Source organism: Streptomyces rubellomurinus, from assembly GCF_000961885.1.
GTDB lineage: Bacteria > Actinomycetota > Actinomycetes > Streptomycetales > Streptomycetaceae > Kitasatospora > Kitasatospora rubellomurina.
Genome location: NZ_JZKH01000249.1, coordinates 1 through 1,139, shown reverse-complemented (window position 1 = coordinate 1,139; position 1,139 = coordinate 1). Strand labels below are relative to the sequence as shown.

Annotated in this window: 1 protein-coding gene; it reads left to right on the top strand. The window is 74.4% G+C overall.

The features are described 5' to 3' along the window. Positions 1-1,139, top strand: a 1,139-nt coding sequence (locus VM95_RS37605; protein ID WP_045705959.1) for an AMP-binding protein, incomplete at both ends; no start/stop codon positions are given.

Genomic DNA, 1,139 nt, shown 5'->3' with positions numbered 1-1,139 from the left:
AGGCGGAGGGCGGTCTGGCGGGTCTGCTGGAGTACTCCTGCGACCTCTTCGACCCGGAGACGGCCGAGCGGATCTGCGAGCGTTTCGTCCGGGTGCTGATGGCGGCCGCCGCGGAGCCTGACCTGCGGATCGGGCGGATCGAGGTGCTGGACGCCGATGAGCGCCGGCGGGTGCTGGAGGGCTGGAGCAGCGCGCCGCGCGCCGTCGAGGCGTTGACCGCGGCGGAGCTGTTCGCGGCCCGGGTGGCGGCGGCGCCGGACGCGCCGGCCCTGCTGTTCGAGGGCGGATCCTACTCGGCGGCCGAACTGGACGCCCGTGTCACCAGGTTGGCCCGCCACCTGGTCGAACTCGGCGTCGGCCCGGAGACCTTCGTCGCGCTCGCCCTGCCCCGCTCGGTGGAGCTGGTCGTCGCCGTGCTCGCGGTGTGGAAGGCGGGCGGGGCGTACCTGCCCGTCGACCCGGCGTACCCGGCGGACCGGATCTCGTACATGCTGGAGGACGCCGAGCCGCCGCTGGTGCTCACCCGTTCCGACGTCGCGGACCGCGTCCCGGCGGGGTGCCCGGTCGTGGTGCTGGACGACCCGGCCGTCATCGCGGCCGTCGAGGCGCAGTCCGCGGCGGAACTCGTCAGTCCGGCGCGGTTGTCGAACCCGGCGTACCTGATCTACACCTCCGGTTCGACCGGCCGCCCCAAGGGTGTCGTGGTCTCGCACGCGGGTGTGGCGGGCATGCTCGCCACCCAGGTCGAGCGGGCGCCGGTGGACGCCGACTCGCGCGTCCTGCAGTTCGCCTCGCCGAGCTTCGACGTCGCCTTCTGGGATCTCGCCATGGGCCTGTTCTCGGCCGGCACCCTGGTGGTGGCTCCGGCCGAGCGGCTGCAGGCGGGGGAGGAGCTGCGGCGGACCCTCGTCGAGTTCGGGGTGACCCACGTGCTGCTGCCGCCGGTGGTCCTGGCGGCGATGGAGCCGAGCGACGAGCTGCTGCCGGACGGGTTCCTGATGGCGGCCGGTGAGGCGCTGCCGGGTGAGGTCGTCGGGCGCTGGTCGCCGGGGCGCACCCTGCTGAACGTGTACGGCCCGACGGAGTCGACGGTCGCCGCGACGGTGAGTGGCAGCGGGCTGAGCGGTTCGGCGACGCCG